Genomic DNA, 26,886 nt, shown 5'->3' with positions numbered 1-26,886 from the left:
CGAACGCCGGTCGGGCTGGTCTGTCCAGCCCGGCCGGCGTTGTCAGTGGCCCGTGTCACCATCGGCCCCATGGACAGACTGCGTCGGCTGCGCCTCGCCAAAGACGCCATGGACCGGGACTGGGCCGACCCGGACCTGGACCTCGACGCGGTCGCTGCGCACGCCGGGTACTCGCGGTATCACTTCATCCGCGCCTTCAAGGAGGCCTACGGCGAGACGCCCGGCCAGTATCTGACGCACCGCAGGATCGAGCGGGCCCAGGAGATGCTCCGCGGCGCCAACCTCACCGTCACCGAGATCTGCCACCTGGTCGGCTTCAGCAGCCTGGGTACGTTCTCCAGCCGCTTCAAGGCACGTACCGGACTCAGTCCCACCGAGTACCGGACCGAGCACGTGGGCAGCGGTGCCTCCCTCATCCCCGGCTGCTACGCCATGCTCTGGGCCGGCGGCTTCCGGAACAGGAGCGCAACTTCCGAGAAGCGCGCCGACGACCCGCCCGCCTACCGTGACGGACAGGAACAGCAACCGTCCGGCAGGAGAGCACAGCCATGATCCAGGGCCTGGCCATCACCACCGTGTGGACCTTCGACCAGCAGCGCACCAAGGTGTTCTTCACCGAGAAGCTCGGCTTCGAGGTACGCGACGACATCGCCATGGGTGACATGCACTGGGTCACCGTCGGCGCCAAGGGCCAGCCCGGCGTCGAACTCGCCCTGATGCGCCTGGACGGGCCGGGCCTCGACCCCGAGTCCGCGGACGCGCTGCGCACGCTGGTGGCCAAGGGCGCCCTGGGCGCCGGGGCGTTCCGCACCGACGACTGCCGAGGTGACTACGAGACCTTCCGGGCGCGGGGCGTCGAGTTCGTCCAGGAGCCCAAGGAGCGGCCGTACGGCATCGAGGCGATCTTCCGCGACGACAACGGCAACTGGTACTCACTGACCGAGCGCAGCGAGGAGCTCGACTTCTCCAAGGAGTTCTGAGCATGTCCGTGCACGAGGGCCCCGATCACACCGCCGTCCGCGTCGCCCTGTGGCGGGCGCTGCACCGGCGCGCCGACGTACCGCCGTACGTCATCGAGGACGAGGCCGGGCTGCGGCTCGCCGGGCCGGAGGCCGGGGACGACTGGCGGGCGCGGCCGGACATGGACGCCGAGGCCACCCGGCGGACCCGGGCGTCCATCGTGGCCCGGGCCCGGTTCGTCGAGGACCTGGTGCTGGCGGCGGCCGGGCGCGGGGTGGACCAGTACGTCGTCCTGGGCGCCGGTCTCGACACGTTCGCGCAGCGCCGCGCGTCCGACGCGGTGGCCGCCGGGCTGCGGGTGTTCGAGGCCGACCGGGCCGGGGCCGTGGCATGGAAGCGGCGGCGGCTGACCGAGCTGGGGTACGGGGTGCCGGGCTGGCTGCGGCTGGTGCCGGTGGACTTCGAGGGGGACTGGTGGGTGCAGCTGGTGGCCGCCGGCTTCGAGCCGGGCCGGCCGGCCGTGGTGGCCTCGGCAGGGGTCACCATGTACCTCACCGAGGACGCCGTCGCCGCCACCTTCCGGCGCATCGCCGGGCTGGCCCCCGGGTCGACGCTGGTCACGACGTTCCTGCGGCCGATCGAGGACGTCGAGCCGGACCAGCGGGAGCAGCTGCGGGTGGCCCAGCGGGGCGCGCAGGCCTCCGGTACGCCCTTCCTGAGCTTCTACACGCCGGAGCGGATCGCGGCCCTGGCCAGGCAGGCCGGTTTCCGCGAGACCCGGCATGTGCCGGCGGAGGAACTGGCCGAGCGCTACTTCACCGGCCGAACGGACGGCCTGCGCCCCTCACGCGGCGAGGAACTGCTCGTGGCCACGACCTGAGCCTCAACGGCTCGCCTGAGTCGGGCCCGGCGGCATCGGATAGCTCCCCGTGGCCGTCGGCGCGTGCTCCGGCAGCCACAGCACGGCCACCGCGCCCTCCGCCGGGATGTGCTCCGGCGCGCCCACCGGCCGGATGTTGCGGAAGGTCAGGCGGGCGCCCAGGACGCGGGCCTGGCCGGCCGCGATGGTCAGGCCCAGTCCGTGACCCTGCCCCGCGCGGTCCTCGCTGCCGGTGCGGAAGCGACTCGGGCCCTCGGCGAGAAGCTTCTCCGGGAAGCCGGGGCCGTGGTCGCGGACCCGGATGACCCGGCCCTCGACGGTCACCTCGATGGGCGGCCTGCCGTGCCGGGCCGCGTTGGCGAGCAGGTTGAACAGCACCCGCTCCAGGCGGCGCGGATCGGTGGTGACCTCCGACTCGTGCACCACCCGCACCTCGATCTCCGGGTCCTTCGCGGCCACCCGCCGGGCGACGAACTCGCCCAGCATGATGTCCTGCAGCTCGGCCCGCTCGGAGGCGCTGTCGAGCCGGGCCACCTCCAGCACGTCCTCGACGAGGGTGCGCATCGCCTTCGCCCGGTCGAGGACCAGCTCGGTCGGGCGGCCGGGCGGGAGCAGTTCGGCCGCCGTGAGCAGTCCGGTCACCGGCGTGCGCAGCTCGTGCGCGATGTCGGCCGTCACCCGCCGCTCGGCCTCGAGGCGCTGCTGCAACGCGTCCGCCATGGCGTCCACCGCACGCGCCAGGTCGTCGGTCTCGTCCCGTACGACCCCGCCGATCGCCTCCCGCACCCGCACGTCCGGCTCGCCCTGGGCGACCTGGTTGGCCGCGGCCGCCGCCTTGCGCAGCCGGCGGGAGAGCTGCCCGCCGATCAGCACGCCGAGCGCGCTGCCGCCGAGGACGACCGCGATGGAGCCGATGACGAGGGCCTGGTCGAGGTCCTTCAGCACGTTGCTGCTGCGGTTCGGGAAGGTGCCGTGCAGGGACAGCACGCGCCCGTCCTTGGCCTGCACCGCCGCCCAGATGTCCGGCGCGCCGCCACCCGGATCGATGACGTCGGTCGCCCGGCGGCCCGCGTCGACCCTCTCGCGCAGCGCCGGCGGCAGCTCGGGGTCGTTGATCTTGACGTCGGGGAAGTTCGCCCGCCCGTACAGCTCGTAGTTGCGCTGGCCGATCTGCAGCCGCTCGTTGGCCAGGTCGCGTGCGTTGTCCAGCATCGAGACCCGGGCGGCGTTGTGCACCACCAGGCTCAGCGCGATCGCGACGAGCGCGCCGACCAGCGCGATCGCCGCGCTCAGCTTCCACCGGAGTCCGGTGCGCAGCCGCGGACCTCGGTGCCGAATGGATCTCCGGATGGATCTGATGAGCCCCCGCATGGCCGCCCCGCTCAGGCCTTCAGCTTGTAGCCGAAACCGCGGACCGTCTCGATCCGGTCCTGGCCGATCTTCGTACGCAGCCGCTGCACATGGACGTCCACGACCCGGGTGTCCCCGCCCCAGCCGTAGTCCCAGACCCGTTCCAGCAGCTTGTCGCGGGAGAGTACGGTCCCCGGTGCCGAGGAGAACTCCAGGAGCAGCCGCATCTCGGTCGGCGTGAGCGCGACCGGCTGTCCGGCCCGGCGCACCTCCATGCCCTCGGTGTCGATCTCCAGCTCTCCGAAGGTCAGCGGGCCGCCGGTCACCGCGGCCGCGTCCTCGTGCGGCCGGTCGGCGCCGCTCGCGTGCCCGAAGCGCCGCAGTACCGCACGGATCCGGGCGACCAGCACCGCGCCGTCGAACGGCTTGGTGACGTAGTCGTCGGCGCCCGCCTCCAGACCCAGCACCACGTCGATGGAGTCGGCACGCGCCGACAGCATGATCACCGGCACCGTGGACTCGTCGCGGATGCGCCGGCACAGGCTCACCCCGTCCAGGCCCGGCACCATCACGTCGAGCAGCGCGATGTCGGGCCGGTCGGCGCGGAACGCCTCCAGTCCCGACAGCCCGTCGGGCATGGCGGTGACCGCGAAGCCGTCCCGCTCCAGGGCGAGCTGGGTGGCCTCGCGGATGACGTCGTCGTCCTCGACGAACAGGACGTGGGTCTGGTCTGCCATCCCGGCTCTCTCGTGTGGTCGGTGTGGGATCAGCCGGCGGGGTCAGCCGGCGGGGGAGGGGACCGGCGTGGCGTCGTCGCCGCTGCCGGTCGCGTTGCCGTAGTCGGTGTGGTGGAAGTCCTCCTGGACGAAGCGCCCCGCGGCCCAGCTGTAGGTGATCACGTTCTCACCGGACGGGCTCGACACCGGGTCGCCCTTCTCGTACACCTGTTTGGTCACGCTCAGATCGCCCCGGTCGATCTCCGCGTAGACCGGGGACTCCTCGGCCTTGAAGACATTCTTGTACGCGCCGCTCTCGTCGCGGTACACATATGCCCCCACCCCGACCGCGTCTCCGCAGGTCAGCACGTTCACGACGACGTCCTCGACCGGGCCGCCGGTCAGATCGCCGTAGGTCACGTCGACCGGGTACTCGTCGCCCGCGCACGGCTTCAGGTCCCGCTTCACGGTGGCCGAGACCGCCGGATCGGCCTTGACCAGAGCGACCGCGTCGACCTTCGCATAGGTCTGGGACGGGTTGGGCGAGGGGGAGGCGGCGGCCGGGGCCTTCTCCGCCGAGTCCGCGTGCGCCGGGCCCTCGTCCCGGGCGCCGGTGCCGCCCGTGCCGCAGGCGGCGGCGAAAAGGGCGAGGGCGGCGAGCACGGCCGCCGCCGTGGTCACCGCCTGTGCACTCGCTGAGCCCCGGCTGGGCCCTGTGCCGGTCAGGCCGCGCAACGCTCCCGCTCCTCACGCTCCAGCGCGCGTGCGTCGAGGTCGCGTGACTCCAGCTCCTCGCGGAGCCGGGCGAGCGCCCGGTGCAGCGTGCTCTTGACCGTTCCGGCCGACATGCCGAGGGCGGCGGCCGTCTCCTCCGTGGACATCTGCTCCCAGTGTCGCAGCACGACGACACTTCGCTGCTTCGGTGCCAGAACCTTCATGATGTCCATGAGGAGCGCGCGGTCGGCGTGCTGCTCGGTGGAGTCCTCCACACAGGCGTCGGGCAGCTGCTCGGTCGGGACCTCCTCCAGCTTCCGGGCCCGCCACCACTCGGTCCGCGTGTTGATCATGACCCGGCGCAGATAGGCGTCCGCGAGCCGCTTGTCCTCGATGGTCTCCCAGCGGCCGTACGTCCGCACCAGCGCGGTCTGGAGCAGGTCCTGGGCGTCCGTCGGGTCCGGGACCAGCCGGCGGGCACTGCGCAGCAGCGCGTCCTGTCGGGTGCGGACGTACTCCTCGAATTCGAGCACCTCGCCCTGCGCCATGATCAACCGCCTCCCGATCCCCGTTTTCCCCGGCCCTGTGCCTGAGTTCCTGCTGTCCCGCGGTCCTGGCGGGCACAGAAACGAAGCTACGGACCTGTTGTCACGGGGCTGTGCGGAGCAGCCTTCGGCTAGCAATCGGCTGTCCGTCGGTTGTGTAACGGAAGTAGGCGCGGGGTAAGCGAACGGGGTTGTATGTCCGGGTATTGAGTGATTTGCCGCCACGCTGGGGTCGTAACACAGCCCCTTCTCCTGTGATGTGGCTGTACGTCAGCCCAGCGGAAGCCGGTACAGGCCGCCCGCGAGCGGCTCCACCAGGCCGTCAGATACCAGTCCGTCCAGCGCGCGCGCCCGCTGCACCGGCTCGTGCCACACCCGGTCGAGCACCGCCTGCGGCACGGGGGCGTGTGCCTCGCGCAGTACGGCCAGCAGTTTGCCGCGCACCTGCCGGTCGGTACCGGCGTACGTCTGCCCACGCCGGGGCGGCCCCTCGTGCTCCGGCTTGCCGGCCAGCCGCCAGGCGCAGTCCCCGGCGATAGGGCACCGCAGGCACGTCTCGTTCTTCGCCGTGCACACCAGCGCTCCCAGCTCCATGGAGGCGGCGGCCCAGCGGGCGGCGGTCCGCTCGTCCTCGGGCAGCAGTTCACGGGCGAGCTTGCGCTCGGCGGCGGTGGTGGCGTTCGGCGGGTACTGCACACCGGTCACGGCCCGCGCGAGAACCCGCCGCACATTGGTGTCGAGCACGGCGTGCCGCTGCCCGTACGCGAAGGAGGCGACGGCCGCGGCGGTGTACTCGCCGATGCCGGGCAGCGCGAGCAGCTGCGCGTGATCCGTCGGTACGTCGCCGTCGTGCCGTTCCGTTATGGCGACGGCGGCGCCGTGCAGCCGCAGGGCGCGGCGCGGGTAGCCGAGTCGGCCCCAGGCGCGGACCGCCTCGCCGGGCGCCTCGGCGGCGAGGTCCGCGGGGCGCGGCCAGCGGGCCAGCCACTGCTCGTAGACGGGCAGCACCCGGCTGACCGGGGTCTGCTGCAACATGAACTCGCTGACCATCACCCCCCAGGGGCCCGCCTCCGGGCGGCGCCAGGGGAGGTCACGGGCATGGGCGTCGAACCAGGAGATCACGGGGGCGTGGAGCTTCTCAGTCATGGCCCTCCCGATCCTGCCACGTCCGGCCACGGCTGGGTTGGACGTGGTTCACGGCGAGGCCGGTGCGGCCGCCGGTTCAGGGTCTGTCCGGCGCTGTTCGGCGCCCTCCTTCGGACCCGTCACGCGAAAAGGGGTTACGCCGACGGGAGTTGCCGAAATGATGATCCGGAAAAGTTGAGGTTTGGGCGGCGGGTGGGGCGAGGAACTGCACGGATCTCTCGTACAGTTTGCGCCGTGGGATCTCTGCGCAATCCGGTCGGGCCGCTTCCCTCCTCCATCTACTGGCGACGGAGGGTCGTCATGGTGTCCGTGGTCGCCGTGCTGGCGCTGCTGATCACCTGGATCGTCACGTCGAGTGGCGGGGGCGGCAAGAAGGGTGCCGACGGCTCGAACGGCAAGAATCCCGCGTCCACCATCACGCCGGGGCCGTCCGGCAGCGGGCCGGCGATCAGCCAGGCGCCGGGCGGGCGGGACGAGTCGAGCGGGGGCGGGGGCACGTCGTCCAGCACCGGTTCCGGTTCTGGTTCCGGCTCTGGTTCCGGTTCCGACGGCGGGAGTTCGGGCGGGTCGGGGGGCGGCTCGTCGGCCGGTTCCGCCGGTTCCTCGGGTTCCTCGTCGGGCTCGGGCGATGTCACCTCGGGCTCCGGCGGTACGGTCGCCTCGCTGCCGGGGACTTCCACCCTCCCCAACTGCACCGCCGCGGCCGTGTCGTTGAGCCTGAAGAGCCTGCACAACTCGTACTCGCCGGAGCAGACGCCGAGCTTCGAACTCACGGCGAAGAACACGTCGTCCAGCGACTGCAAGGTCGATCTCGGGCCGAAGAACGCGGTGTTGACTATCACGCCTGCCAGCGCGGACGACAGCTACTGGTCGTCGGCGGACTGCCCGAAGACGGCCGGGAGTCTCTGGTACCGGGTGCCGGCGGGGAGCAGCATCACCTACACCCTGAAGTGGGACCGCAAGCCGAGTGCTCCGCAGTGCGCGACGCCTTCGGCGGGGTCGGCCGGGGCCGGCACATATCTGGTGGAGGCCGAGACCCCGGGATTCACGAAGGCCCAGGCTTCTTTCGTACTGGCCGCGGATTAGCCGGGGCAGGGTGGGGTCGCTCTGAAGCCCCTTCAGCGGCGCGGGGCTGTATCGACAGGCGGCTGCCGCCGCGTGGGCGCGACCAGCCCCCACCGGCCCGCGGACGAACAGCACCGGCCCGCGGTCGACCCGTCTGCTCCGGCGGAGCTACACGTACCGTTCGAGAATCGACGACTCCGCCAGCCTCGACAGGCCCTCCCGGACGCTCCGCGCCCGCGCCTCGCCCACCCCGTCCACGGTCTGCAGGTCGTCGACGCTCGCGGCGAGCAGCTTCTGCAGGCCCCCGAAATGCTCCACCAACCGGTCGATGATCGCCCCGGGCAGCCGCGGAACCTTCGCCAGCAGCCGGAAGCCGCGCGGCGACACCGCCGAGTCCAGCGCCTCCGGTGAACCGGTGTAACCCAGCGCCCGCGCCACCGTCAGCAGTTCCAGCAGCTCCGCGTGGCTCAGCGCGTCCAGCTCGGAGAGCGCCTCGTCGACGGTGCGGGAGCGTTTTGCCGTGGGCTCGGGGACGTAGTCCCGGACCACCAGCTCGCGCTCGGGCTCGACACCGGCGATCAGCTCGTCCAGCTGGAGCGCGAGAAGCCGCCCGTCGGTGCCCAGTTCGACGACGTACTCGGCGATCTCCGTGGCGATACGGCGGACCATCTCCAGGCGCTGGGCGACGGCCGAGACATCCCGGACCGTCACCAGGTCCTCGATCTCCAGCGCCGACAACGTTCCCGCGACCTCGTCCAGGCGGAGCTTGTACCGCTCCAGCGTCGCGAGCGCCTGGTTCGCACGGGAGAGGATCGCCGCCGAGTCCTCCAGGACGCGGCGCTGCCCGTCGACGTAGAGCGCGATCAGCCGCATCGACTGGGAGACCGAGATCACCGGGAAGCCGACCTGTTTGGAGATCCGGTCCGCCGTGCGGTGCCGGGTGCCGGTCTCCTCCGTCGGGATCGTCGCGTCCGGCACGAACTGGACGCCGGCCCGCAGGATCTTCGACAGGTCGGAGGAGATCACGATGCCGCCGTCGAGCTTGCACAGCTCACGCAGCCGGGTCGCCGTGAACTCGACATCCAGGACGAAACCGCCCGTGCACATCGTCTCGACCGTCTTGTCGAAGCCGAGGACGATGAGCCCGCCGGTGTTGCCGCGCAGGACCCGCTCCAGGCCGTCGCGCAGGGACGTGCCCGGAGCCACAGCGCTCAGCGAGGCGCGCATCAGGCCATCGGAACCGGCACTCCCACCGGACTTTCCGGGAGCCGTCGCCCGGTCGTTGGCTGCCACTGCACTCCTCGGGTCGCAGGTTCTGAGGCGCTCCCGCACCCGCACGCGGTTCGTACGGACGGGCGAGACCAGGGCAAAGTCTACCGGCGCTCCTCCGCCTCCCGTGGGGCCTCTCGGCGACGGGAGCGCGGCAGCACCCGCAGCGCGTCTCCCATGTCGGCGACTTCCAGAACCTTCATGCCCGCCGGGATCTTGCCGGGATCGCCCGGTACGAGCGCGTGTGTGAAGCCGAGCCGGTGCGCCTCCGTGAGCCTGCGCTGGACGCCGGTGACCCGTCTGACCTCGCCCGCGAGGCCGACCTCGCCGATGGCGACCAGGTTCTTCGGGAGCGGGGTGTCGCTCGCGGCGGAGGCCAGGGCGAGGGCGATCGCCAGGTCGGCGGCGGGCTCGGAGAGCTTCACCCCGCCCACGGTCGCGGAGTAGATGTCCCGCTTGCCGAGCGCGCTGATCCGCCCGCGCTGCTCCAGCACCGCCAGCATCATCGAGACCCGGGAGGTCTCCAGGCCTGAGGTGGTCCGGCGCGGGGAGGGGATCTGGGAGTCCACGGTCAGCGCCTGGACCTCGGCGACCAGCGGGCGCCGGCCCTCCAGGGTGACCGTCAGGCAGGTACCCGGGACGGGTTCGGCACGTCGTGTCAGGAAAAGTCCGCTCGGGTCGGCGAGGCCCGTGATGCCCTCGTCGTGCAGTTCGAAGCAGCCGACCTCGTCCGTGGCGCCGTAGCGGTTCTTGACGCCCCGGACCAGCCGCAGCCGCGCGTGCCGGTCGCCCTCGAAGCTCAGCACGACGTCCACGAGGTGTTCGAGGAGGCGGGGACCGGCGATCGCGCCGTCCTTGGTGACATGGCCCACGAGAAGAGTCGACATGCCCCGCTCCTTGGAGGCACGGATGAGCGCCCCGGCCACCTCCCGTACCTGGGCCATGCCACCGGGCGCGCCGTCGATCTCGGGGGACGCGACCGTCTGCACGGAGTCCAGGATCAGCAGTGACGGCTTGACCGCGTCCAAGTGGCCGAGGACGGCGGCCAGATCGGTCTCGGCGGCGAGATAGAGGTGGTCGTCGATGGCGCCGATGCGGTCGGCGCGCAGCCGGACCTGGCTCGCGGACTCCTCGCCGGTGACATAGAGCGTGCGGTGCTCGTCGCTGGCCGACTTGGCCGCCACGTCGAGGAGGAGGGTGGACTTGCCGACGCCGGGCTCGCCGGCCAGCAGGACGACCGCTCCGGGGATCAGGCCGCCGCCGAGGACCCGGTCCAGCTCGGGCACGCCGGTCGGCCGCGCGGTGGCCTGGCGGCCGTCGACCTGGCCGATGGGCACCGCGGAGGTGGTGACACGGCCGGGTGTCGTCGTACGGACCGCGGGCGTGCCGTACTCCTCGACCGTCCCCCAGGCCTGGCACTCGGGGCAGCGACCGAGCCACTTGGCCGTCTGCCAGCCGCACTCGGTGCAGCGGTAGGACGGACGGTCCTTGGAGGTCTTGGTACGGGCAGCCATGCGGAAACCGTAGCCCCCGCCACTGACAGCGGGGCCAGGGAGGCGTCCGTGACGGATGTGGGTGGACGGATCCTGGCCACGCCACATCGGGAACGAGCCACGGAATATGCGGTTCCTGTCCCCTTATGAGGGATCGTTTCACCCGTACGGATTAAAAGAGCTCAAGGCGCAGGAAGGGGCCATCCGACGCCGCCTACGGTCGCACGGGTGATGAGCAGCAGTCCGGAGACCACGGCCCGAACGACCGGCACACACCGGGCGCACCGGGGAGCACGCTCGGCGCGCGATCGTACGGCGGCACGCGCGCTGGCGCAGCGACCGCCGGCGCGCTACGAGCCGTACCTGGACGGGCTGTTCACGTACTGCCTCTCGGTGCTGTGCGACCACGACGCGGCCACCGCCGCCCTCGGGGACGTCCTCGCGCTCGCCGAGCGGCGCGGCCAGCGCGTCCCGGAGGCCGCCGGAGACCGCAGGGCCTGGCTGTACGCGCTGGCCCGCTGGGCCTGTCTGCGCGGGCTTGCCGAGGCCAAGCAGAAACGTCAGGCCTCCCATGCGGCGGGGCGGCACACCGCCCCCGAACCGCTGCTCGCCGCCGAGACCGAGGAGCAGCGGCGCCGCGAACTCGCCCTGCTCGCCTGGCCCGAGGCCGCCGGCACCACCCCGGAGCAGCGCGAGGCGCTCGAACTCGCCGTACGCCACCACCTCGCCGCCCACGAGGTCGCCGCCGTCCTCGGCATGGACCTGGCCGGCGCCCGCGAACTGCTCGCCTCCGCCGCCTGCGAGGTGGAACGCACCCGCGCGGCGCTCGCCGTCGTCGAGACCGGCGGCTGCCCGAGCGTGTCCCACCTGACCGGGGACAGCCAGCTGGTGCTCAGCAGCGCCCTGCGCCGCGAACTGGTCCGGCATGTAGACGACTGTCCGCGCTGCCGCCGTACCGCCGAACGCGCTGCACCCGGGCGGTGGCCCGGCGCGATGACCACACCGGCCGAGCTGCCCGTTCTGGAGGCGCCCCGCGCGGCCCTGCACATGGCCATGGCGCATCCGCCACGCGCGCGTGGCGCCGCCGTTCCGCGCTTCGACCGGCGCGGTTTCCCGATGGACCCCAAAGACCGCGCGGCCCGCCGCGACCGGCTACGCGCGCGTGCCGTCACGACGACCGTGGTCGCCACGGTGGTGGCCGCGCCGGTGCTGGCCCTGTGGGCCGCGTACCGGGGCTCGCCTGCGGGAGAGGGCCACGAGGGCCCGTCCGCGACCGCGCGCGAGGCCTCCGGCCCCGACGCGCTGGGCGGCGACGCGGCCGGGGGCTACGAGAACGCCGGAAACGCCAGCACCAGACCCGGGCCGAGCATCGGCAGGGACGGCAAGGCCGATGTCTCGGTGGAGGTGATCAGCGTCGCGGGCGGCGACCGGAAGAAGGCGGCCGGTGCGGGGCACCTCGCGGTGACGGCCGCCAACGACGGCGACACGACGCTGATCACGCTCTCCGCGGCCGGGGGTTCGGCGGTGCGGTGGTCGGTGTCCACGTCGGCGGGATGGCTGTACTTCTCGCGCCCCTCGGGAACGCTCCGGCCGGGCGAGTCGTTCACGATCAAGGTGTACGTCGATCATCTGCGGGAGCCGGCCGGTCACTGGAGCGCGCGGGTGGCGGTGGCGCCGGCGGGCGCGGTGGTGTCGATCGACGGGTACGGGATGGCTCCGCCGGTGAGGAGGGGGCCGACCCCTCCGGTGACGCCGGTGCCGACGGTGACGGGGTCAGCTTCCGCCGATCCGACGCCGACGGCCCCGCCGAGCGAGTCGACGCCCACGCCGACACCCACCGAGTCGGACACGCCGAGTCCGACGGGGCCGGCTTCGCCGACGGAGAGCGAGAGTGCGGGTTCGTCGGCCAGTCCGTGAGTGGTGGGTGCGGTGTGTCGGCGGATGCGGCGTCGTTGTGGCTGGTCGCGCCCATGTGGCGGAGCCGCATATACAGCCCCGCGCCCCTGAGGGGCGCGCCGCACGCGGCGTCAGCCGACAGGATCCGCCGGATGCGGTGCCAGCAGTGGCAGCTGCGAAGCCAGGCGCTCCTCGCACAGCTCTGCCAGGCGGTCGTAGCCCGCCTTGCCCATCAGCTCGGTCAGTTCCGGGCGGTAGGAGACGTACACCGGGTCGCCCGCGCCGTGTGCCGAGGTTGCCGAGGTGCACCACCAGTGCAGGTCGTGGCCGCCCGGGCCCCAGCCCCTGCGGTCGTACTCGCCGATGGAGACCTGGAGGACGCGCGTGTCGTCGGGGCGGTCGATCCAGTCGTACGTGCGGCGGATCGGAAGCTGCCAGCAGACGTCCGGCTTGGTCTCCAGCGGCTCGCGGCCCTCCCGCAGCGCCAGAATGTGCAGCGAGCAGCCCGCGCCGCCCGCGAATCCGGGGCGGTTCTGGAAGATGCACGAGCCGTTGAACGGGCGGGTCTGGCGGGAGCCCTCGTCGTCCTCCGAGACCCAGCCGTTCCGCGTGCCCTCATCGTGGTGCTGCCAGATGTCCGGCGTGAGCCTCGACACATGACCGGCGACCCGCTTCTCGTCGTCCTCGTCGGAGAAGTGCGCGCCCAGCGTGCAGCAGCCGTCGTCCGCGCGGCCCGCCTGGATGCCCTGGCAGCCGCTGCCGAAGATGCAGTTCCAGCGGGAGGTCAGCCATGTCAGATCACAGCGGAACACCTGTTCGTCGTCCGCCGGATCCGGGAATTCCACCCATGCGCGCGCGAAGTCGAGGCCCTTCTCGTCCCCTGCCGGAGCCTGCTGTGACGTCTTCGACTTCTTCAGTGGCTTCGCTGGCTTCGCCCGAGAAGAACCGTCGGCGGATTTGGCGCCCTTGTGGTCCTTCGTCTTTTTCGTCTTTGGCACGTGTACAGGGTAAGTCGCCCGAGGCGGGTTCGTGGACGGCTCCGACGACGGGTTACCGGCCACCTGGCAGTAGCGTTCCGTACATGAGACTCGGTGTCCTCGACGTGGGATCCAACACGGTGCATCTGCTGGTGGTGGATGCGCACCCCGGCGCACGCCCGCTGCCCGCGCACTCGCACAAGGCGGAATTGCGCCTTGCCCAACTCCTCGACGGCAACGGCGCGATCGGTCCCGACGGGGTCGAGAAACTCATCGGTGTCCTCCATGGGGCCCTGCAGGCCGCGGAGGACAAGGGCGTCGAGGATCTGCTGCCGTTCGCCACCTCCGCCGTGCGCGAGGCCAGTAACGCCGATGACGTCCTCGCGCGCGTGAAGGCCGAGACAGGTGTCGAGCTCCAGGTCCTCACCGGCGCCGAGGAGGCCCGGCTGACCTTCCTCGCCGTACGCCGCTGGTTCGGCTGGTCCGCCGGAAAGCTGCTGGTCCTGGACATCGGGGGCGGCTCCCTGGAGGTCGCGTACGGCATCGACGAGGAGCCGGACACGGCCGTCTCGCTGCCGCTCGGCGCCGGCCGGCTCACCGCCGGCTGGCTCCCCGGCGACCCGCCCGCCTCGGACGACATACGGGCGCTGCGCCGCCATGTACGCGCCGAGATCGCGCGTACGGTCGGCGAGTTCAGCCGCTTCGGCGCCCCCGACCACGTGGTCGCCACGTCCAAGACCTTCAAGCAGCTGGCCCGTATCGCCGGCGCGGCCCGCTCCGCGGAGGGCCTCTACGTCCAACGCGAACTCAGGCGGAGCTCCCTTGAGACCTGGGTCCCGAGGCTGGCGGCCATGAACACGGCCCAGCGCAGCGCACTCCCCGGAGTCTCCGAGGGCCGGGCGGCCCAGCTGGTGGCGGGCGCGCTGGTGGCGGAGGCCGCGATGGACCTGTTCGGGGTGGAGACGGTGGAGGTGTGCCCATGGGCGCTGAGGGAGGGCGTCATCCTCCGGCGCCTTGATCACATGGGTTCGGCGTAAGTATCCCTGGCGGGGGCGCGGGCAACCCCCAACTGCGGGCAGGCGCCCGGCCCCACTTCGACGCGACGATCGTCACACCGGCGAAGACGCACCCCGCCCCCACCCGACCCCACCCCGTAACCTGTCCCTCGTGGCAAATCCAAGGGACGTCGTCCGCATCCCGGATGCGAAGGTCGCGCTCTCCACGGCCTCCGTCTATCCGGAGTCGACGGCGACGGCCTTCGAGATCGCCGCGCGCCTCGGCTACGACGGGGTCGAGGTCATGGTGTGGACCGACCCGGTCAGCCAGGACATCGAGGCCCTGCGCAGGCTGAGCGACTACCACCGCATCCCGATCCTCGCCGTCCACGCCCCCTGTCTGCTGATCACCCAGCGGGTCTGGTCCACCGACCCCTGGGTCAAGCTCCAGCGGGCCCGGGCCGCCGCCGAGAAGCTGGGCGCGAGCACGGTCGTGGTGCACCCGCCGTTCCGCTGGCAGCGCCAGTACGCCCGCGACTTCGTCGAGGGGATCTGGCGCATGGCGAACGAGACGGACGTCCGGTTCGCGGTGGAGAACATGTACCCCTGGCGCTACCGCGACCGCGAGATGCTGGCGTACGCACCCGACTGGGACGTCACCAAGGACGACTACCGGCACTTCACGATCGACCTCAGCCATGCCGCGACCTCCCGCACGGACGCGCTCGCCATGCTCGACCGGATGGGCGGCCGGCTCGGCCATGTCCACCTCGCCGACGGCCGCGGCTCCGCCAAGGACGAGCACCTGGTACCCGGCCGCGGCACCCAGCCCTGCGCCGAACTCCTGGAGCGCCTCGCGCTCACCGGCTTCGACGGGCATGTCGTCATCGAGGTCAACACCCGGCGCGCGATGTCCGGCGCGGAGCGCGAGGCCGACCTCGCGGAGGCCCTGGCCTTCACCCGCCTGCACCTGGCCTCGGCGGTGAAGGTGCCCCGCCGATGACCGACGCCGCCCCAGCCGGCAACGGGACCGGCACCCGCCGCCGCGGCCGCCCTCCGCGTACCGAGTCGGCGGACACCCGGGACCGTATCCTCGTCGCCGCCCGCGAGGAGTTCTCCGAACGCGGGTACGACAAGACGTCCGTCCGCGGGATCGCCAAGGCCGCCGGCGTCGACCCGGCGCTCGTCCACCACTACTTCGGCACCAAGGAGCAGGTCTTCGAGGCCTCCATCTCGGTCGCCTTCGCCCCCGCGCTGAACGCGCCCAGCGCGATCGCCGACGGCCCGGTGGACGGCGTCGGCGAGCGTCTGACCCGCTTCATCTTCGGCATCTGGGAGAACCCCACCACCCGTACCCCCCTGCTGGCGATCCTCCGCTCGGCCGTGAACAACGACACGGCCGCCGCCGTCTTCCGCCGGCTGATCGCCTCCCAGCTGCTGCGTCGTCTCGCCGAACAGCTGGACGTCCCGGACGGGGAGCTGCGCGCCGAACTGGCGGCCGCGCAGCTGGTGGGGTGCGCGATGCTGCGATACGTGATCAAGGTGGAGCCGCTGGCGTCGGCGGACCTGGAGCAGATCGTGGCGCGGGTGGCTCCGGTGGTGCAGGGGCATCTGACCGGGCCGTAGGGCCCGGCACGGCCAGAGACCCGGAAGCCCACTCCCGAGAAGTCCAGAGACATCCCGAGGCATCCGCCCGAGGCATCCGCCCGAGGCATCCGCCCGAGGCATCCGTCCGAGACACCGCCCGAGGCATTCGTCCGAGGCATCCGTCCGAGACATTCGTCCCGCATCCCGGACACCTCGTCCCGAGGCCTGAGCAACGGGCGTACGCTCGACGACAGCCCTATCTGTCTGAAGGAGCGAGCGACGATGCCCGAGCTGAGGTCCCGCACAGTCACCCACGGCCGCAACATGGCGGGCGCACGCGCCCTTATGCGCGCCTCCGGTGTACCCGGTGCGGACATCGGCCGCAAGCCGATCATCGCGGTCGCCAACAGCTTCACCGAGTTCGTGCCGGGCCACACCCACCTCCAGCCGGTCGGCCGGATCGTCAGCGAGGCGATCACCGCGGCCGGCGGTATCCCGCGCGAGTTCAACACCATCGCGGTGGACGACGGCATCGCCATGGGCCACGGAGGGATGCTGTACAGCCTCCCCTCCCGCGACCTGATCGCGGACTCGGTCGAGTACATGGTCGAGGCGCACTGCGCCGACGCCCTGGTCTGCATCTCCAACTGCGACAAGATCACCCCGGGCATGCTGATGGCGGCGCTCCGCCTGAACATCCCGACGGTCTTCGTCTCCGGCGGCCCGATGGAGGCCGGCCGGGCCACCCTCGTGGACGGCACCGTCCGCACTCTCGACCTGGTCGACGCGATCTCCGACGCCGTGAACGACAAGATCTCCGACGAGGACATCCTCCGTATCGAGGAGAACGCCTGTCCGACCTGCGGCTCCTGCTCCGGCATGTTCACCGCCAACTCGATGAACTGCCTGACCGAGGCCATCGGTCTCTCCCTCCCCGGCAACGGCTCGGTCCTGGCCACCCACACGGCCCGTAAACAGCTGTACGTCGCCGCGGCCCGCACGGTCATGGACATCACCCGCCGCTACTACGAGCAGGACGACGACACGGTCCTGCCCCGTAACATCGCGACCTTCGCCGCGTTCGAGAACGCGATGGCCCTGGACATCGCGATGGGCGGCTCCACCAACACGATCCTGCACCTGCTGGCCGCCGCCCAGGAGGCGGGCGTCCCGTTCGGCCTGGAGGAGATCAACGACGTCTCGCGCCGGGTGCCCTGCCTGGCCAAGGTGGCCCCGAACGTCGCGAAGACCCGCACGTACTACATGGAGGACGTGCACCGGGCCGGCGGTATCCCCGCCCTCCTCGGCGAACTGCACCGCGGCGGTCTCCTCAACGAGGACGTCCACTCCGTCCACAGCCCGTCCCTTTCGGACTGGCTGAAGACCTGGGACGTGCGCGGCGGCTCCCCGTCCCCGGAGGCGGTGGAACTGTGGCACGCGGCCCCGGGCTGCGTCCGCTCCGCCGAGGCCTTCTCCCAGTCCGAGCGCTGGGAGGCCCTGGACGAGGACGCGGCGGAGGGCTGCATCCGCAGCGTCGAGCACGCGTACTCCAAGGACGGCGGCCTCGCGGTCCTCAAGGGCAACCTGGCGGTCGACGGCTGCGTCGTGAAGACGGCGGGCGTCGACGAGTCGATCTGGACCTTCGAGGGCCCGGCGGTCGTCTGCGAGTCGCAGGAAGAGGCCGTCGAGAAGATCCTCAACAAGCAGGTCACGGACGGCGACGTGGTCGTCATCCGCTACGAGGGGCCCAAGGGCGGCCCCGGCATGCAGGAGATGCTCTACCCGACGTCCTTCCTCAAGGGCCGCGGCCTCGGCAAGACCTGCGCACTGATCACGGACGGCCGCTTCTCCGGCGGCACGTCGGGCCTGTCGATCGGCCACGCGTCGCCCGAGGCGGCTTCCGGCGGCACGATCGCGCTCGTCGAGAACGGCGACCGCATCCGCATCGACATCCCCAACCGCACGATCGAACTCCTCGTCGACGAGGCCGAACTGTCCCGCCGCGAGCAGGCCCTGAACGGCGTGTACGCCCCGAAGAACCGCGACCGCAAGGTCTCCGCGGCCCTCCGCGCCTACGCCGCGATGGCCACCAGCGCCGACAAGGGCGCGGTGCGCGACGTGAGCAAGCTCGGCTGAACCCTTCCTGCGCAAGGGGCCGCCTCCCTTTACGGGGGGCGGCCCCTTCGTCCGTCACCAGCCGGCGGGGTCCTCGGCGTCCACGGCGAAGACGGTGCCGTCGGGGGCGGTGGCGTAGATGTGGGTGGCGAGAACCAGCGGCGCCGGCAGGGCGGCGGTGATCTGGTCGGCGTTGCTGCCCAGTCGCGCCGGAGTCTGGCCGACGAGGGTTCCCTTGCGGGCGTCGACGGCGAGCAGACGTCCGTCAGCCGCGGTGAAGTAGACGTGCCGGTTGTCGGCCGCGGGCGCCGAGCCCCGGCTCACCGACGTCTGGAGCGCCCAGAGCCGTTTGCCGCGCTCCAGGTCCACGGCCTCCAGCGAGCCACCGGCGGACAGCAGATAGACGACATCGCCGCGCACGGCGGCACCCGGCGCCAACCGGGGAACGGGCAGCGTCACGCGGCGGGCCGCCTTCGCGTCCGGCGTGTAGCGCACCACCGCGTCCGTCGCCCCGGAGGCGGTGTCCACGGACAGCAGGAACAGTGACCCGCCCGCGCTGCCGACCGGCCTGAGGTCCCCCGCGAGCCGGGCTTCCCAGCGCTTGGCACCGGTGCCCGGGTCCAGCGCGGTGACCAGGGTGTGCGTTCCGTCGGCGGAGGTGCTGGTCGCGTACGCCAACGGATCTCCGGCGAACGAACTCAGGGACGGGGTGCCGCTGCCGGAGACGGGCATGCTCCACCTGGTGCGGCCGGACTTGCTGTCGAGGCCGGTGATCACTTTGTCAGCCCCGACGACCAGCAGGATGCTCTTGGTGATCTTCATGCCCTGGTGCGGGGGCAGGTCCTGCTTCCAGCGCGACGAACCTGAGGCGGGGTCCAGCGCCTCCACCCGCCGGCCCCCGTCCGTCGGCAGCAGCAGGAGCCCGCCCGACACGGAGGGCGAGCCGCTGGTACGTTCGTCCGTGGCCCTGTGCCGCCACAGCAGACGGCCGTCCACCGGGTCGAGGGCGAAGGCCAGCCCCGACCGGAAGCACAGCAGTCTGCCTGCTCCGCCCACGCATTGGGGCATCCCCGAGCCGTCCTTGGCCACTGCCTTCGTCTGCCAGGCTTCGAACGCGGCGGCGGAACTGTGCACCGTGCCGCCGGCAGGTGCCGGACGGCCGCCCCCCGGCCACAGTGCCGAAGCGACCACACCGCCCAGGACCAGGACACCCGTCCCGGCGACGACGCCCATGCGCCGTCTCGTCGCCTTTCGCGCCCTCTTCTCCGGAACAGCGGCCGGTGCCCCCTCCCTGGGCGGATCGCCGTGGTCGTCCCTGACCCGCTGTGCCGGTATGAACGCCTGCGTGTCGTACGAGGCCGCCAACGACCGCAGTTCCCGCATCATCTCGTCGGGCGTCGGCCGGTCCTCGGGCTCCTTGGCGAGACAGCGCAGCACCAGCGGAGCCAGCTCATCCGGTACGCCGGTGAGGTCGGGCTCGTCATGCACGACCTGGTAGGCGACGACGTACGGGCTGTCGGAGTCGAACGGCCCCCGCCCGGTCGCCGCATGCACCAGCACCGACCCGAGCGCGAAGATGTCCGCGGCCGGCCCGACCTCACGAGGCCGGCGGAACTGCTCGGGCGCCATGAACGGCGGCGTACCGATCAACTTCCCGGTCTCGGTCCGCAGTTCACTGTCCTTTGGCCGAGAAATTCCGAAGTCGATGACCTTGGGGCCGTCCTCGGCGAGCAGCACATTGCTCGGTTTGAGATCCCGGTGCACCACCCCGACCCTGTGAATATCGCGCAGCGCCTCCGCGAGCCCGGCCATCAGCCGACGCAACTGCGCAGGGGACATGGGCCCGTTCCGCTTCACCTGCTCGGCAAGGGTCGGGCCGGGGATGAAGAGGGTGGCCATCCAGGGCCGCGCGGCCTCGGGATCGGCGTCCACGACGGGCGCGGTGAAGGCACCGCTGACCTTGCGCGCGGCGGCCACCTCCTGCCGGAAACGGCCCCTGAACTCATGGTCCTTGGCGAACTGGGCGTGCACGATCTTCACGGCGAGCTTCAGCCCCGAGGTGCTGCGGGCCAGGTGCACCACACCCATACCGCCCGAGCCCAGGCAGGACTCCAGGCGGTAGTGCCCGGAGTACTCGGGAAGTTCCGCTTCCGCGTCCGCTCCGGTGTTGCGCTGTGGCGTCATCTGACCACCCCCGTGCTTTCTCCGCGGAGCGCGACGCACGGAGCCTAGTCGATGACTCGTGCGATACAGAGGCGGCTTGCTAGCCTCCGCGTGCGAGTTGCGCACATGCGTTTCGTGGCTCGATTCAGGGGAATCTACGGGACTCCATGGCACTCATGGGGCCAACGGGGGAGCTACACATGTCTGTCGATCAAGCACAGCAAACCGAGAGCAGCGGCGAGGAAGAGGCCGTCACGACGCTGGCGGCATCCGTGAAGACGTATGCGGTCGCCCCGGGCGTCCGCCTGAACGTCCGCAGCGGCCCCGGCACCAGCTACAACATCACGCGGGCCCTCCCCGAGGGCACCCGCGTCCCGATCTTCTGCCAGACGTCCGGCACGACGGTGGCCGGCTACTACGGCACGTCCAAGATCTGGGACAACATCGACAACGGCGAATACGTCTCGGACGCCTATGTCCACACCGGCAGCGACGGCTACGTAGCCGACCGCTGCGCCTGATCCTGTCTCGCGACCGGGTTTCGCCTGATCCGGTCTTCGGACTCCGGAGGACTCGTATGACATCGCTCAGACGCAGATCCACCCTCTTGGCGGCAGCCACCGGCAGCGCCTTCCTCATGCTCCTCGGCTCCGCCGCCACAGCGAACGCCGCCGCCAGCGTCCGCTACTACGACGTCGCCCCGGGCCTTCGCCTGAACGTCCGCAGCGGCCCCGGCACCAGCTACGACATCACCCGGGTCCTGCCCGAGGGAGCCAAGGTGCCGATCTACTGTCAGACGCCGGGCTCCACCGTGTCCGGCTACTACGGCACCTCGAACATCTGGGACAACATCAGCAACGGCGAGTTCGTCTCGGACACCAACGTCAACACGGGCAGCGACGGCTACATAGCCGACCGCTGCTCCTGACTCGGCGGGGTACGACCCGCCCCGGAGCCCGCGGCCGCCCGGCGCCATAATCGTCCCGTGAGCGACGAACCAGGCACCCCGGACACCCCCGCGGGCTCCACCGGCGAGGCCCCGAGCGGACCCCGCCCCGAGCCCCTCCGTTTCTTCGGCACGTCCTGGGTCAACCACGACGACGGCTACACCGCCCGCCGTATCGGCGTGGCCGTCGGCTCGCTCGCCGCCGCCGTCGTCTCCTGCCTTGTCCTCCGCTTCGCCTACGAGGGCGTGCAGCTCGCCGACACCGGCGCCTTCGTGACCGTTCTGGTCGTCGCGATGTTCGCCATCTGCAGCGCCCTCGCCTTCCGCAACACCTGGGACGGCTTCGGGAAGCGCCCCGACCCCGAACGCCAGGCCTCCCTGCGCGGCCTCCTCGCCATCGGCTTCGTCGGCTCCCTCCTCGCCTACTTCTTCCGCTCCCTGACGGAGGCCCCCGGCGAGAGACTCCACCGTGCCGAGTACGACACCGCCCGCCAGGAACACGAACGACGCACCACGCGCCGCACGGGCAACCCGTCGAAGAAGAGGCGGAGGCGCTGAGGGACGCCGGTACGGCACCGGGCGCATCCGCCCGCCTGTCGAAACTCCCTGTCGCCCCCGCCCCACCCCCGGGATCATGCCCGTATGACCACAAGCCGGCCGAGCCCCCCGAACCCTGCCTCCACCCCCATCCCCTCCCGCGCAACCCGCGCCCGCTCCTTCGACGTCGCCGCGGCCCAGTACGCCGCGAACCGTCCCTCCTACCCGCCCGCTCTCCTCGACGCCGTCGAGGAGGAGGCCGGCCGCTCCCTCACCGGCGCCCGGGTGGTCGACGTCGGCGCGGGCACCGGCATCGCGACCGCCGTCCTGCACGCGCGCGGCGCCGACGTGGTCGCGGTGGAGCCGGGGGAGGGCATGGCGGCCCAGTTCCACCTCACGCTCCCCGGCATCCCGCTCGTCCGCGGCAACGGCAACGCCCTCCCGCTCGCCGACGACACCGCCGACTTCCTCACCTACGCCCAGGCCTGGCACTGGACCGACCCGGCCCACTCCGTGCCGGAGGTGCTCCGCGTGCTGCGTCCCGGCGGTGCGCTCGCACTGTGGTGGAACACCGACGCCCTCGACATCGACTGGATCGCCGGGCAGGCCGACCGGTGTAGCCGCTTCTTCGGCGCGGACACCGCCGCCGAGAAGCGCAAGACCGCCGACCGCACGGACCTCGCCGACCCCAGCGGCCGCCTTCGCTTCACCCGCCGTGCGGTCCGCTGGAGCCGCCGCGTCCCCCTCGACACCCACCTCGCCAACATCGGCAGCCACTCGGCGTTCCTGGTCACCCCCGAGGACCGCCGCACCGCCTTCCTCACCGAGGAGCGCGCCCACCTTCTGAAGGTCTTCCCGGAGGGACTCGTCGAGGAGACGTACGACGTCCTGCTCCTCGTCGCCCTCAACGCCTGACAACACCCGCACACCGGCCCGCCGCACCCACACACGAGCGGGCCGGTGACGTTCAACCACGCCCACAGCGCGTACCCGGCCGCCTTCCTGTCGCGCCGCTCCTTCCCAACGGCAACTGGTTCCGGTGAGCAACCGACTTCAGCCGTTCCTCAGCGCTCGCACGGCCCTCTCGGAGGGCGCACCGCCGATTGTCTTCCCGTCCCCTCCCCTTGACGCCCCCTGCCTCGCCGAGGATTATTCATCACATGGTGAATTACTCGCCGGAACCGCCCGCGGCCCCCGGCAACTCCGTCCTGCCCCCAGCCATCCAGGCCACCGACCTCACCGCTGTCCGCGGCCCTCGCACCGTCCTGCGCGGTCTCGACTTCACCGTCTTCCGCGGTCAGATCACCGGCCTGCTCGGGCCCTCCGGATGCGGCAAGTCGACCCTGATGCGTTCCATCGTCGGCAGCCAGGCCAAGGTCACCGGCACCCTGAACGTCCTCGGCCACCCCGCCGGCCACCCCTCCCTCCGGACCCGCATCGGCTACGTCACCCAAGCTCCCTCCGTCTACGACGACCTGACCATCCGCCAGAACCTCGACTACTTCGGCTCGATCCTCGACCCCACCCGCCCCGCTCCCGACCGCCGCAACGACGTCGAACGCGTCCTCGGTGAAGTCGACCTCACCAGCCACGCCGACGCCCTCGCCGGCAACCTCTCCGGCGGCCAGCGCAGCCGCGTCTCCCTCGCCGTCGCCCTGCTCGGCACCCCCGAACTCCTCGTCCTCGACGAACCCACCGTCGGCCTCGACCCCGTCCTGCGCCGCGACCTCTGGCAGCTCTTCCACTCCATCACCACCACCCGCGGCGCCACCCTCCTCGTCTCCTCCCACGTCATGGACGAGGCCGAGCGCTGCCACCGCCTCCTCCTCATGCGCGAGGGCGAGATCCTCGCCGACGACACTCCCGAGGCCCTCCGCACCCGCACCGGCTCCGACACGGTCGAGGCCGCCTTCCTCCACCTCGTCGACGAAGCGGCCGCCACCTCCCGCACGAAGGAAAGCGCACGATGACCACCCAGACGGCGACCACCACAACCGCCCCCGTCAGCGCCCTCAACCTCTCCCGCACGACCGCCACCGCGGCCCGAGTCCTGCGCCAGCTCCGCCACGACCCCCGCACGATCGCGCTGCTGCTCCTCATCCCCTGCCTGATGCTGGTCCTGCTCCGCTACGTCTTCGACGGCAGCCCGCGCACCTTCGACAACATCGGCGCCTCACTCCTCGGCATCTTCCCGCTCATCACGATGTTCCTGGTGACCTCCATCGCCACCCTCCGCGAACGCACCTCCGGCACTCTCGAACGCCTCCTCGCCATGCCCCTCGGCAAAGCCGACCTCATCGCCGGCTACGCCCTCGCCTTCGGCATCCTCGCGATCATCCAGTCGGCCCTCGCCACCGGCCTGGCCGTCTGGTTCCTGGGCCTCGACGTCACCGGCTCCCCCTGGCTCCTGCTCCTGGTCGCCCTGCTCGACGCCCTGCTCGGCACAGCCCTCGGTCTTTTCGTCTCGGCCTTCGCGGCCTCGGAATTCCAGGCGGTCCAGTTCATGCCGGCGGTGATCTTCCCCCAGCTCCTCCTCTGCGGCCTCTTCGCGCCCCGCTCCGAGATGCACCCCGTCCTCGAAGCCCTCTCCGACGTCCTCCCCATGTCCTACGCCGTCGACGGCATGAACCAGGTCCTCCACCACACCGACATGACCGCCACCTTCGTCAGGGACATCCTGATCGTCGCCGGCTGCGCCCTGCTGGTGCTGACCCTGGGAGCCGCCACCCTGAGGCGACGTACGGCATAGCCGGCGCCGACGTCCGCTCAGCGGACAACCGCCCCTCGCCCCCCACCCTCGGTGCCAGACTGAACCGTATGAGTCAGAAAGTCGCAGTCCTCGGTACCGGCAAGATCGGCGAAGCCCTGCTCAGCGGAATGATCCGCGCCGGCTGGGCACCCGCCGACCTCCTCGTCACCGCCCGCCGCCCCGAACGGGCCGAAGAACTCCGCGCCCGCCACGGAGTCACCCCGGTCACCAACCCCGAGGCCGCTAAGACCGCCGACACCCTGATCCTCACGGTCAAGCCGCAGGACATGGGCGCCCTCCTCGACGAACTCGCCCCGCACATCCCCGCCGACCGCCTCGTCATCAGCGGCGCGGCGGGGATCCCCACTTCCTTCTTCGAGGAGCGCCTCGCCACCGGCACCCCGGTCGTCCGTGTCATGACGAACACCCCCGCCCTCGTCGACGAGGCGATGTCCGTCATCTCCGCCGGCAGCCACGCCACGGCCGCCCATCTCGCCACCGCCGAGGACATCTTCGGCGCCGTCGGCAAGACCCTCCTGGTCCCCGAGTCCCAGCAGGATGCCTGCACCGCCCTCTCCGGCTCGGGCCCGGCGTACTTCTTCTACCTGGTCGAGGCCATGACCGACGCCGGCATCCTGCTCGGCCTGCCCCGCGACAAGGCCCACGACCTCATCGTCCAGTCCGCGATCGGCGCCGCCGTGATGCTCCGCGACAGCGGCGAACACCCCGTCAAACTCCGGGAGAACGTCACCTCGCCCGCCGGCACCACCATCAACGCCATCCGCGAACTGGAGAGCCACGGCGTACGGGCCGCCCTCATCGCCGCCCTCGAAGCCGCCCGCGACCGCAGCCGCGAACTCGCCTCCGGCAAGAAGGACTAAGGAAGGACTAAGAAGGACCAGGAAGGAAGAAGGACTAGGAGGGGCTGAGAGGGACTGACGGGGGCCGAAGCCTCAAGGCCACTCGGGGCCGGCTTCAGCAGCGAGGTCGCGATGCGACGGCACTTCGCATCGCGACCTGCCACCAGTCCCCACGCCTACCGCGCCTATCGCACCGCGTTCAGCGCGGGCTCGGCCGCAGCAGCGCCCGAGAAGGCGCCGGGCGGCAACAACCCGATCGCCCGATAGGCGGTATCGACAATCGGCCGGGCGATCGCCCGAGCCTTCTCCGCCCCATGCCGCAGCACCCCCTCCACATATCCCGGATCGGCACACAACTCCTTGTGCCTGGCCTGTACGGGACTGAGCATGTCCAGCACCGCCTCCGCGGTGGCCTGCTTCAGAGCGCCGTACGAATCGTGAACGATTCCCAGTGACTCAGGGTTCCCGCCCGTGCACGCAGCGAGAATCTCCAGCAGATTCGCGACCCCCGGCTGCTCCTCCCGGACATAGACGACCTCCCGCCCACTGTCCGTCACGGCCCGCACGATCTTCTTCCGGATCACGTCCGGTTCGTCGAGCAGATAGACGATGCCAGCCCCGGAGTCGTCGCTCTTGCCCATCTTCGACGTCGGATCCTGCAGGTTCATCACCCTCGCGGCCACCTTGGGCACGGTCGCCTTCGGCACCACGAACGTGTGCCCGTACCGCTGGTTGAACCGCACCGCCAGATCACGCGTCAGCTCCACGTGCTGCGCCTGATCGTCACCGACCGGCACCTCGTCCGCCCCGTACGCCAGGATGTCCGCCGCCATCAGCGCCGGGTACGTCAGCAAGGACAGCCGCACACTCCGCCCCCGCGCCCCTTCGCTCGCGACCTTCTCCTTGTACTGGATCATGCGCCGCATCTCCCCGTCGGTCGCAACGCACTCCATGAGGTACGACAGCCGGGTGTGCTCGTCGACATGACTCTGTACGAACACGGTGCACAGCTCCGGATCCAGCCCTGCCGCCAGCAGCAGGGTCGCCGCCTGCCGGGTGAGCCGGCGCAGCCGGGCCGGATCGTGGTCCACGGTCATCCCGTGCAGATCGACGATGCAGAACAAGGAATCGGCCTGGTGCTGATCCACGGCGCCCCACTGCCGCATGGCCCCCAGGTAGTTCCCCAGAGTCAGGTGCCCGGTCGGCTTGATCCCGCTGAAGACCCGTGTCATTCCCTCTCCACCTCCTGGTCGGAGCCGCCGTCCCGAGCGGCCGACCCTCAGAGGTTCTGGAGGGAGATAGCACGAACGGCCGCCGAGGCGGCGGCCGTTGAATGCGTACGTGAGCGCGGCCGCCGTCAGGCGGCCCACCACTGCTGGGTGCACGTACGCGTAGTCATGCCGCCCACCATACGCCCCCGGGGTCCCGTCCCGCCGCGAGTTGACACACCCCAACCGGATACGTAATGTTCTCCGAGTTGTCCGACGTGAGCGCCGACTCCGGTCGGTCCCCGGACAGCCACTCCGCAAGTACCTACCAGCAGTCGGCGATGCGTCGTCGTGTTGCTTTGGCATACGTATTAGCGGAATGAGGAATCCACGTTCGAAAGGACGCGGCCCCCGATTAGCTCGGAGGCCGGGAATCCGCTAAAGTCTCACTCGTCGGAACGGCCCAACAGCCGCGAAGGCAACCCCCTCTGACGGGGAATCAGACGCCGAAAGGATCTGATAGAGTCGGAGCCGCGGGAAAGGGAAACGCGAGAGCGGGAACCTGGAAAGCACCGAGGAAATCGGATCGGAAAACGGTCTGATAGAGTCGGAAACGCAAGACCGAAGGGAAGCCCGGAGGAAAGCCCGAGAGGGTGAGTACAAAGGAAGCGACCGTTCCTTGAGAACTCAACAGCGTGCCAAAAGTCAACGCCAG

27 protein-coding genes are annotated in these 26,886 nt (G+C 71.1%); 16 read left to right on the top strand and 11 right to left on the bottom strand.

Annotation, left to right across the window (positions count from 1 at the left end; all coding sequences use genetic code 11):
• Nucleotides 1-69 precede the first annotated feature (69 nt).
• Genes ABTY98_RS37725 through ABTY98_RS37715 form a run of 3 tightly spaced genes read left to right on the top strand, consistent with a single transcriptional unit; the run spans nt 70 to nt 1,840 of the window.
• On the top strand, nt 70-552 hold the full coding sequence (locus ABTY98_RS37725) for a helix-turn-helix transcriptional regulator (protein WP_352225655.1): 483 nt from the start codon (nt 70-72) through the stop codon (nt 550-552).
• Nucleotides 549-980 carry a VOC family protein gene (locus ABTY98_RS37720; RefSeq protein ID WP_352225654.1) on the top strand — a complete coding sequence of 144 codons (432 nt, stop codon included), beginning with the start codon at nt 549-551 and terminating at the stop codon, nt 978-980. The genes ABTY98_RS37725 and ABTY98_RS37720 overlap by 4 nt, the downstream gene beginning before the upstream one ends.
• Before the next feature lie 2 nt (nt 981-982).
• Complete coding sequence (locus ABTY98_RS37715) at nt 983-1,840, top strand: class I SAM-dependent methyltransferase (RefSeq protein ID WP_352225653.1); 858 nt, start codon at nt 983-985, stop codon at nt 1,838-1,840.
• Nucleotides 1,841-1,843: 3 nt separating this feature from the next.
• Here ABTY98_RS37715 and cseC read toward each other — a convergent pair whose 3' ends face one another.
• The 5 genes from cseC to ABTY98_RS37690 form a co-directional block, all read right to left on the bottom strand.
• On the bottom strand, nt 1,844-3,211 hold the full coding sequence (cseC, locus tag ABTY98_RS37710; protein WP_352225652.1) for a two-component system sensor histidine kinase CseC: 1,368 nt from the start codon (nt 3,209-3,211) through the stop codon (nt 1,844-1,846).
• A gap of 11 nt (nt 3,212-3,222) precedes the next feature.
• Entirely contained in the window at nt 3,223-3,927 is a 705-nt protein-coding gene (gene cseB, locus ABTY98_RS37705; protein WP_352225651.1) for a two-component system response regulator CseB, read from the bottom strand.
• 42 nt (nt 3,928-3,969) lie between these two features.
• Nucleotides 3,970-4,641 carry a hypothetical protein gene (locus ABTY98_RS37700; protein ID WP_352225650.1) on the bottom strand — a complete coding sequence of 224 codons (672 nt, stop codon included), beginning with the start codon at nt 4,639-4,641 and terminating at the stop codon, nt 3,970-3,972.
• Entirely contained in the window at nt 4,629-5,168 is a 540-nt protein-coding gene (locus tag ABTY98_RS37695) for a SigE family RNA polymerase sigma factor (RefSeq protein WP_093499987.1), read from the bottom strand. The genes ABTY98_RS37700 and ABTY98_RS37695 overlap by 13 nt, the downstream gene beginning before the upstream one ends.
• A 267-nt stretch (nt 5,169-5,435) precedes the next feature.
• Nucleotides 5,436-6,311 carry an HhH-GPD family protein gene (locus ABTY98_RS37690; RefSeq protein WP_352225649.1) on the bottom strand — a complete coding sequence of 292 codons (876 nt, stop codon included), beginning with the start codon at nt 6,309-6,311 and terminating at the stop codon, nt 5,436-5,438.
• A gap of 234 nt (nt 6,312-6,545) precedes the next feature.
• On the opposite strand from ABTY98_RS37690, the gene ABTY98_RS37685 reads away from it, so the two are divergent.
• On the top strand, nt 6,546-7,397 hold the full coding sequence (locus ABTY98_RS37685; RefSeq protein WP_352225648.1) for a hypothetical protein: 852 nt from the start codon (nt 6,546-6,548) through the stop codon (nt 7,395-7,397).
• Nucleotides 7,398-7,544: 147 nt separating this feature from the next.
• Here the strand turns inward: ABTY98_RS37685 and disA are convergent, their stop codons facing one another.
• The gene (gene disA / locus ABTY98_RS37680) at nt 7,545-8,669 is read right to left on the bottom strand and encodes a DNA integrity scanning diadenylate cyclase DisA (protein WP_352225647.1); all 1,125 of its coding nucleotides are present in this window, start codon (nt 8,667-8,669) and stop codon (nt 7,545-7,547) included.
• An 80-nt stretch (nt 8,670-8,749) separates the two neighbouring features.
• Entirely contained in the window at nt 8,750-10,159 is a 1,410-nt protein-coding gene (gene radA / locus ABTY98_RS37675; protein WP_352225646.1) for a DNA repair protein RadA, read from the bottom strand.
• A gap of 210 nt (nt 10,160-10,369) precedes the next feature.
• Here radA and ABTY98_RS37670 point away from each other — a divergent pair, with 210 nt between their 5' ends.
• Nucleotides 10,370-12,055 carry a BACON domain-containing protein gene (locus ABTY98_RS37670; RefSeq protein ID WP_502994450.1) on the top strand — a complete coding sequence of 562 codons (1,686 nt, stop codon included), beginning with the start codon at nt 10,370-10,372 and terminating at the stop codon, nt 12,053-12,055.
• A gap of 110 nt (nt 12,056-12,165) precedes the next feature.
• On the opposite strand, the gene ABTY98_RS37665 is transcribed toward ABTY98_RS37670, so the two are convergent.
• Nucleotides 12,166-13,032, bottom strand: a complete 867-nt coding sequence (locus ABTY98_RS37665) for a DUF3109 family protein (protein ID WP_352225644.1) — start codon at nt 13,030-13,032, stop codon at nt 12,166-12,168.
• Nucleotides 13,033-13,115: 83 nt separating this feature from the next.
• On the opposite strand from ABTY98_RS37665, the gene ABTY98_RS37660 reads away from it, so the two are divergent.
• The 4 genes from ABTY98_RS37660 (at nt 13,116) to ilvD (ending at nt 17,729) form a co-directional block, all read left to right on the top strand.
• A complete protein-coding gene (locus tag ABTY98_RS37660; RefSeq protein WP_352225643.1) occupies nt 13,116-14,048 on the top strand; it encodes a Ppx/GppA family phosphatase in 933 nt (310 codons plus the stop codon).
• Between the two features lie 130 nt (nt 14,049-14,178).
• Complete coding sequence (locus ABTY98_RS37655) at nt 14,179-15,009, top strand: sugar phosphate isomerase/epimerase family protein (RefSeq protein WP_352225642.1); 831 nt, start codon at nt 14,179-14,181, stop codon at nt 15,007-15,009.
• Nucleotides 15,006-15,632 carry a TetR/AcrR family transcriptional regulator gene (locus ABTY98_RS37650; protein ID WP_352225641.1) on the top strand — a complete coding sequence of 209 codons (627 nt, stop codon included), beginning with the start codon at nt 15,006-15,008 and terminating at the stop codon, nt 15,630-15,632. Before ABTY98_RS37655 ends, ABTY98_RS37650 begins: the two co-directional genes overlap by 4 nt.
• Before the next feature lie 243 nt (nt 15,633-15,875).
• Nucleotides 15,876-17,729: a dihydroxy-acid dehydratase gene (gene ilvD, locus ABTY98_RS37645; RefSeq protein ID WP_352225640.1), complete on the top strand. Its 1,854-nt coding sequence runs from the start codon at nt 15,876-15,878 to the stop codon at nt 17,727-17,729.
• A 54-nt stretch (nt 17,730-17,783) separates the two neighbouring features.
• Here ilvD and ABTY98_RS37640 read toward each other — a convergent pair whose 3' ends face one another.
• The gene (locus ABTY98_RS37640; RefSeq protein WP_352225639.1) at nt 17,784-19,892 is read right to left on the bottom strand and encodes an outer membrane protein assembly factor BamB family protein; all 2,109 of its coding nucleotides are present in this window, start codon (nt 19,890-19,892) and stop codon (nt 17,784-17,786) included.
• A gap of 179 nt (nt 19,893-20,071) precedes the next feature.
• Between ABTY98_RS37640 and ABTY98_RS37635 the strand changes: the two genes are divergently transcribed.
• From ABTY98_RS37635 to proC, 7 genes are all read left to right on the top strand, one after another.
• Nucleotides 20,072-20,392, top strand: coding sequence for an SH3 domain-containing protein (locus ABTY98_RS37635; protein WP_352225638.1), 321 nt, complete (start codon nt 20,072-20,074; stop codon nt 20,390-20,392).
• 56 nt (nt 20,393-20,448) lie between these two features.
• Nucleotides 20,449-20,799: an SH3 domain-containing protein gene (locus ABTY98_RS37630; protein WP_502994449.1), complete on the top strand. Its 351-nt coding sequence runs from the start codon at nt 20,449-20,451 to the stop codon at nt 20,797-20,799.
• Nucleotides 20,800-20,856: 57 nt separating this feature from the next.
• On the top strand, nt 20,857-21,375 hold the full coding sequence (locus ABTY98_RS37625) for a voltage-gated chloride channel family protein (protein ID WP_352225637.1): 519 nt from the start codon (nt 20,857-20,859) through the stop codon (nt 21,373-21,375).
• Nucleotides 21,376-21,459: 84 nt separating this feature from the next.
• A complete protein-coding gene (locus ABTY98_RS37620; protein WP_352225636.1) occupies nt 21,460-22,269 on the top strand; it encodes a class I SAM-dependent methyltransferase in 810 nt (269 codons plus the stop codon).
• A gap of 245 nt (nt 22,270-22,514) precedes the next feature.
• Nucleotides 22,515-23,324, top strand: a complete 810-nt coding sequence (locus tag ABTY98_RS37615; RefSeq protein WP_352225635.1) for an ABC transporter ATP-binding protein — start codon at nt 22,515-22,517, stop codon at nt 23,322-23,324.
• Nucleotides 23,321-24,103 (top strand): ABC transporter permease, encoded by a 783-nt coding sequence (locus ABTY98_RS37610; protein ID WP_352225634.1) that lies wholly within the window; start codon nt 23,321-23,323, stop codon nt 24,101-24,103. Before ABTY98_RS37615 ends, ABTY98_RS37610 begins: the two co-directional genes overlap by 4 nt.
• Before the next feature lie 68 nt (nt 24,104-24,171).
• On the top strand, nt 24,172-24,984 hold the full coding sequence (proC, locus tag ABTY98_RS37605; RefSeq protein WP_352225633.1) for a pyrroline-5-carboxylate reductase: 813 nt from the start codon (nt 24,172-24,174) through the stop codon (nt 24,982-24,984).
• Between the two features lie 164 nt (nt 24,985-25,148).
• Here proC and trpS read toward each other — a convergent pair whose 3' ends face one another.
• Together trpS and ABTY98_RS37595 are read right to left on the bottom strand one after the other, a co-directional pair.
• The gene (trpS, locus tag ABTY98_RS37600) at nt 25,149-26,195 is read right to left on the bottom strand and encodes a tryptophan--tRNA ligase (protein ID WP_352225632.1); all 1,047 of its coding nucleotides are present in this window, start codon (nt 26,193-26,195) and stop codon (nt 25,149-25,151) included.
• A gap of 475 nt (nt 26,196-26,670) precedes the next feature.
• Nucleotides 26,671-26,886, bottom strand: a 216-nt coding sequence (locus tag ABTY98_RS37595) for a hypothetical protein (RefSeq protein WP_352225631.1), incomplete at its 5' end; no start/stop codon positions are given.

Origin of the sequence: Streptomyces sp. NPDC096040, from assembly GCF_040303265.1 — a bacterium.
Classification (GTDB): domain Bacteria; phylum Actinomycetota; class Actinomycetes; order Streptomycetales; family Streptomycetaceae; genus Streptomyces.
This window is presented reverse-complemented; position numbering and strand designations above follow the sequence as displayed.

Bases quoted from the DNA above. Each gene is read 5' to 3' on its own strand.
- ABTY98_RS37670 (WP_502994450.1), top strand. From the start codon at position 10,370: ATGAGCAGCAGTCCGGAGACCACGGCCCGAACGACCGGCACACACCGG.
- ABTY98_RS37660 (WP_352225643.1), top strand. From the start codon at position 13,116: ATGAGACTCGGTGTCCTCGACGTGGGATCCAACACGGTGCATCTGCTG.
- radA (WP_352225646.1), bottom strand. From the start codon at position 10,159: ATGGCTGCCCGTACCAAGACCTCCAAGGACCGTCCGTCCTACCGCTGC.
- cseB (WP_352225651.1), bottom strand. From the start codon at position 3,927: ATGGCAGACCAGACCCACGTCCTGTTCGTCGAGGACGACGACGTCATC.
- proC (WP_352225633.1), top strand. From the start codon at position 24,172: ATGAGTCAGAAAGTCGCAGTCCTCGGTACCGGCAAGATCGGCGAAGCC.
- ABTY98_RS37695 (WP_093499987.1), bottom strand. From the start codon at position 5,168: ATGGCGCAGGGCGAGGTGCTCGAATTCGAGGAGTACGTCCGCACCCGA.
- trpS (WP_352225632.1), bottom strand. From the start codon at position 26,195: ATGACACGGGTCTTCAGCGGGATCAAGCCGACCGGGCACCTGACTCTG.
- ABTY98_RS37620 (WP_352225636.1), top strand. From the start codon at position 21,460: ATGACCACAAGCCGGCCGAGCCCCCCGAACCCTGCCTCCACCCCCATC.
- ABTY98_RS37610 (WP_352225634.1), top strand. From the start codon at position 23,321: ATGACCACCCAGACGGCGACCACCACAACCGCCCCCGTCAGCGCCCTC.
- ABTY98_RS37725 (WP_352225655.1), top strand. From the start codon at position 70: ATGGACAGACTGCGTCGGCTGCGCCTCGCCAAAGACGCCATGGACCGG.
- ABTY98_RS37615 (WP_352225635.1), top strand. From the start codon at position 22,515: ATGGTGAATTACTCGCCGGAACCGCCCGCGGCCCCCGGCAACTCCGTC.
- ABTY98_RS37640 (WP_352225639.1), bottom strand. From the start codon at position 19,892: ATGACGCCACAGCGCAACACCGGAGCGGACGCGGAAGCGGAACTTCCC.
- ABTY98_RS37720 (WP_352225654.1), top strand. From the start codon at position 549: ATGATCCAGGGCCTGGCCATCACCACCGTGTGGACCTTCGACCAGCAG.
- ABTY98_RS37635 (WP_352225638.1), top strand. From the start codon at position 20,072: ATGTCTGTCGATCAAGCACAGCAAACCGAGAGCAGCGGCGAGGAAGAG.
- cseC (WP_352225652.1), bottom strand. From the start codon at position 3,211: ATGCGGGGGCTCATCAGATCCATCCGGAGATCCATTCGGCACCGAGGT.
- ABTY98_RS37630 (WP_502994449.1), top strand. From the start codon at position 20,449: ATGACATCGCTCAGACGCAGATCCACCCTCTTGGCGGCAGCCACCGGC.
- ABTY98_RS37690 (WP_352225649.1), bottom strand. From the start codon at position 6,311: ATGACTGAGAAGCTCCACGCCCCCGTGATCTCCTGGTTCGACGCCCAT.
- ilvD (WP_352225640.1), top strand. From the start codon at position 15,876: ATGCCCGAGCTGAGGTCCCGCACAGTCACCCACGGCCGCAACATGGCG.
- ABTY98_RS37715 (WP_352225653.1), top strand. From the start codon at position 983: ATGTCCGTGCACGAGGGCCCCGATCACACCGCCGTCCGCGTCGCCCTG.
- ABTY98_RS37650 (WP_352225641.1), top strand. From the start codon at position 15,006: ATGACCGACGCCGCCCCAGCCGGCAACGGGACCGGCACCCGCCGCCGC.